Source organism: Aquabacterium sp. UBA2148 (genome assembly GCF_002328915.1).
Lineage (GTDB): Bacteria > Pseudomonadota > Gammaproteobacteria > Burkholderiales > Burkholderiaceae_C > Aquabacterium > Aquabacterium parvum.
Genome location: NZ_DCXA01000215.1, coordinates 1 through 4,533, shown reverse-complemented (window position 1 = coordinate 4,533; position 4,533 = coordinate 1). Strand labels below are relative to the sequence as shown.

At 67.3% G+C, this 4,533-nt stretch carries 5 protein-coding genes; 2 read left to right on the top strand and 3 right to left on the bottom strand.

The window, feature by feature from the left end; all coding sequences use genetic code 11:
- Positions 1-177: 177 nt before the first annotated feature.
- Together B2W70_RS12025 and B2W70_RS12020 are read right to left on the bottom strand one after the other, a co-directional pair.
- Positions 178-534, bottom strand: a complete 357-nt coding sequence (locus tag B2W70_RS12025) for a RidA family protein (RefSeq protein WP_058088492.1) — start codon at positions 532-534, stop codon at positions 178-180.
- A 56-nt stretch (positions 535-590) separates the two neighbouring features.
- Positions 591-1,079, bottom strand: coding sequence for a DUF2147 domain-containing protein (locus B2W70_RS12020; protein WP_235513881.1), 489 nt, complete (start codon positions 1,077-1,079; stop codon positions 591-593).
- Between the two features lie 216 nt (positions 1,080-1,295).
- Between B2W70_RS12020 and B2W70_RS12015 the strand changes: the two genes are divergently transcribed.
- A complete protein-coding gene (locus B2W70_RS12015; protein WP_286745983.1) occupies positions 1,296-3,155 on the top strand; it encodes a sensor domain-containing diguanylate cyclase in 1,860 nt (619 codons plus the stop codon).
- A 3-nt stretch (positions 3,156-3,158) separates the two neighbouring features.
- Here the strand turns inward: B2W70_RS12015 and B2W70_RS12010 are convergent, their stop codons facing one another.
- Positions 3,159-4,010 (bottom strand): SDR family NAD(P)-dependent oxidoreductase, encoded by an 852-nt coding sequence (locus B2W70_RS12010; protein ID WP_286745982.1) that lies wholly within the window; start codon positions 4,008-4,010, stop codon positions 3,159-3,161.
- Positions 4,011-4,178: 168 nt separating this feature from the next.
- Between B2W70_RS12010 and B2W70_RS12005 the strand changes: the two genes are divergently transcribed.
- Positions 4,179-4,533 (top strand): esterase-like activity of phytase family protein (locus B2W70_RS12005; protein ID WP_286745981.1); only part of this gene is annotated, 355 nt, incomplete at its 3' end.

Genomic DNA, 4,533 nt, shown 5'->3' with positions numbered 1-4,533 from the left:
CGACCGCGATGGCAGGCGCGGGCAAGCCAGCCTGGGCTTGCACCCACGTCCAGACCCGGCTCACCCATTCGCTTTCGGCCGCACGCACGTGCCAGGCCACGACCTGCGAGCCCTGCCCCGCACCCTGCAGGCGCTCCCATTGCTTCGACAGCGCAACGCCCATGCTCATCCCGCCGTTCAGTTCAGCGCCGCGGTCACGATGACCTCGATGCGCCATGCGGGGTTCACCAGCGGCGCCTGGAAGGTGGCGCGGGGCGGCGCGGTCACGCCGTCGAACCAGGCTTCCCAGACTTCGTTCATGGCCGGCACCTCGGCGATGTCACGCACGATGACCTGGGCCATGAGGATGCGACCGCGCGAGCTGCCAGCTTCCAGCAGCAGGGCGTCGATCTGCTCGAGCACCTGACGGGTCTGGCCCGCCATGTCGGCATCCGGGTCGGTGGGCACCTGGCCGGCCAGCCACACCACGCTGCCGTGGATGGCGGCGTCGGAGTAGCGGCGCTCGGGGTTGAGGTAACGAATGGCTGGGCTCATGTCTCGGGTTCCGGTTCGGTCTCTGCGCGAGACCACCCCCGATCATCGCCCGAACTTCACTGCGTGCGCGTCCAGACCTGGGTGCGACCGAAAGCCGGCACACCCCGGTAGCCGCGCACCTTGAGCTGCTGGCCATGCTCCAGCACGGTGATCTCGACCTTGTAAACCTTGCCCGAACCCGGGTCGAGCACCTGCCCACCGGCCCACTTGTCGGTGTTGTCGGGGTCACCCTTGAGGTTGCTCAGGATCTCCAGCCCGGCCAGTGGGGCGCCCTTGCGCTCGTCGTCGCACAGGTCGCAGCGCAGGTCCTTGGCCGAGCGGCCATCGAGCAGGCGAACGATGCGCCCCGACAGCACGCCATCTCGCTCGGTGATGACGATCTCGGCCTTGCGCTGCTTGCCGCCGTCGTCAAAGCTCCACCACGTGCCCACGGGGCTGCCGTCGGCGTGGGCCATGGGCACCCAGCTCAACCAGGGCAGGCAGATCAGGGCCAGGCGGGCGAGGTTCACGGGCTTCAAACGGCTCTCCGGTTTGGGGTTTGTCATGAAAAACCCCTTACTGTCCCACCCGGATGCCTGCCCGTCAAGGTAATTTGCACGCATCTGGCGATGAATCGACACGTTGGCACCATTTGACCGACGTTGACCACTCATGTTGTCAAAATAGGGGCCAGCAACGACAAATGCGGCAAGGTGGGGAACTTCGCTAGACTGACAGCGTCCCACCCGGACCCCTTCGCATTCCCCTCGCGGCCGTCCAAGATGATCCAACGCCTGTGCTGGCTGATGCTGCTGTGCAGCCAGCTCCTTTGCGGCAGCGCCTTGGCCGGCGCGCTGCGCATCACCCCGGCCCAAACTGCACAGAACGTGCACGCCGCCGCCGACGTGCTCGAAGACGCGTCCGGCCAACTCAACCTGCAGGACCTGCTCTCAGGGGGCGCGGCCGAGGGCTTTCGGCCAGCGGGCTCGGCGCTCTCGAGTTTTGGGTTCACGCGCTCGGCGCATTGGTATCGCTTCACGCTGGACAACCCTGGCAACACGCCACAACGCAGGCTGCTGGTGCTGCGCACGCCCTGGCTGGACACGGTTCACCTGTACACGGCCGACGCCCAGGGAGGCTTCCAGGAGCGCCTGGTGGGCGATGACCTGCCTTTCTCGGCCCGAGACCACCTCACGCCCGCCTTCGTGCTGGAAGTGAGCGTTGCACCAGGGCGCCACACGCACTACCTGCGCGTGAGCAGCCGCCAGGCATTCATGACGCCGATCGAGCTGTGGCAGCCCGAGGCCTTCGCGGCCGAACAGGAGCGCTGGGCCGCCTACTACGGCATGTTCTACGGCATCTTGCTGGTGATGGTGCTCTACAACGGGCTCATCTGGCTGTGGACGCGCGAGCCCAACTACGCCTGGTACTGCCTGTACCTGCTGGCTTTCAGCGCCATGAACGCGTCCTACAGCGGCTTTGCTTTTCAGTTCTTCTGGCCCGACTCGCCCACCTGGAGCAACCTGGGGCACACCGTCTTCATCTTCATCTTCCAGGTCACAGCCACGCTGTTTTCCATGACCTTCCTGGAATCCAGGACGCGCCTGCCACGGCTGCACCGGGTGCTGCAGGGCTTCCTGGTGCTGCTGCTGGCCTGCTGGCTGGGCGTGACCTGGTGGGGCAACCCGGTGGCCTACAACGCGGCACCCGTGAACTTCATCTTCCTGGGCACGCCACTGATCCTGGCCGCCGGCCTGGCTGCCTGGTGGAATGGCTACCGCGCCGCGCGCTTTTTCGTGCTCGCGACCATGGTCAGCCTGAGCGGCGCCCTGTGCACCGCGCTGACGGTCAGCGGCTGGCTGCCCTACACCTTTGCCACCTTCCATGCGGCGGAGTTCGGCATCCTCATCGACGTGGTGCTGCTGTCGCTGGCGCTGGGCGACCGCATCAAGCTGCTGCGCGATCAGCACCACGCCACGCAGCAAGCCATGCTCGAGCAAAAGCTGCACGCCAGCGACATGCTGGCCCAGGTCAATGCAGACCTGGAGCGCACGGTGCAAGAGCGCACCGCCGAGCTGGCCCGAGCACGCGACGAGGCCGAGCGCCAGGCCCGCACCGACGGCCTGACCGGCGTGGCCAACCGGCGCTGCTTCGAAGAGGTTGCGGCAAGAGAGGTGGCCCGCGCCCAACGCTACCAGCAGCCGCTGTCGATCATCCTGTTCGACATCGACCTGTTCAAGCAGGTCAACGACCTGCACGGCCACGCCGCCGGTGACGCGGTCATCCGAACAGCGGCCAGCGTGGTCCGAGAAGCCATTCGAGAAGTGGACTTCGTGGCCCGCGTGGGCGGCGAAGAATTCGCCATCTTGCTGCCAGGCATCCACCAGGCGCAGGCGGTGACCACGGCCGAGCGGCTGCGCGAACTCATCGCCGAGCGCGAGGCCGTGCACCAGGACCTCAGGCTGCGGCTGACCGCCAGCCTGGGCGTGAGCGAGTGCCGCGCCGACGACCCAGGCTTTGGCGCCTTGTTGCACCGCGCCGACCAGGCCATGTACGTGGCCAAACAGCGCGGGCGCAACCGTGTGGCGGTGGCGCCCGATGCGCCTGGTGCGCCCGACGTGCCCGAGGCACCGGCGGCCTGATCCTCAGCGAGCGTTGCTGCGCGGCTTGAGGCGATCGAGCTGGAAACGCTTGCGCAGGATGCCGTCGAGCGTGCGCACTGGCATCCATTGCTTGAGAAACGGCATCAGCCGGCTTTTCTTGCCAAGCCTGACCACGGGCGGGCAGTCCGGCCGCGCGAGCTGCGCGACCAGCAAGCTGGCGAAGGTGTCGGCCGGCATGGCGTCGGACTGGCTCTCGTTGGCGCGGGCCAGCACGCCGTCGCGCACCGCCTGGTAGGGCGAGTCGGGCGCCAGGCTGACCTGGTTGGCCGCGCTGCTGCCAAAGGCCGACTGGATGCCACCCGGCTGCACCGTCACCACGCGGATGCCGAGTGGCTCGGCCTCCATGCGCAACGCATCGGTGGCGGCGTTGAAGGCGGCCTTGCTGGCGCAATAAGGCCCGGCAAACGGCGTGGTCAGCACGCCCGAGACGCTGCTGATGTTGACCACCAACCCGCGACCACGCTCGACCATGCCCGGCATCACGGCGCGCACCAGGGCAATGGGCGCGAACAGGTTGACCTCGAACTGGCGCTGCCATTCGGACTGGGGCACGTCCAGCATCGGCCCCATGGCGCCATAGCCGGCGTTGTTGACCAGGGTGCCCACGCCGAAGCCCTCGGCCTTCAGGGAAGCGAGCAAGTCCGCGGTGCCTTGGGCGTCGGTCACGTCCAGGGCGCGCACCAGCATGCCTTCGGCAGCCAGCGGCGCCAGGGTGTCGATTCGGCGGGCGGTGGCGCACACGCGCTGACCGCTGCGGTGAAAGGCTCGGGCCAGGGCCTGGCCAATGCCGGAACCGCAACCCGTGATCAAAACCAATTCCTGCGACTGTTGCATGGCTGCTTTCATGAAGTTGAAGGGGCTTGCGCCGAATCGCGCGAAGTTGGCATTTTGCCGATCCCTGCGGGAGCTGAGCAGACCATGTTGCAGGACCGAGGCGGCATCGGCTTGACACATGCACGCCCTACAGTGAGCCCACACCTTTGTCACCCCAGGAGTTGCCCCATGCGTCGCATCCCATTCGCCACCTCCATCGGCCTGTGCTTGCTGAGCTTGCTGGGCGGCCCCGCTCAGGCGGCCGACTGGTCCCTGAGCTACATCGGCCAGCAGATCGTGGCATCGGGCACCAGCTTCCAGGGCACGACCGTGGGCGGCCTGTCGGGCATCGACTTCGACGCCAGCACCGGCACCTACTACGCCATCAGCGACGACCGCAGTGGCCTGAACGCCGCGCGCTTCTACAACCTCAGCCTGGACATCGATCGCTTCGCTCGCTCGGCCACCCCGGGTGCGGCAGGCGTGGCCTTCAACAGCGTGACCACGTTGCAAACGCCCACCGGCGCGGCTTTCGCCACCAACA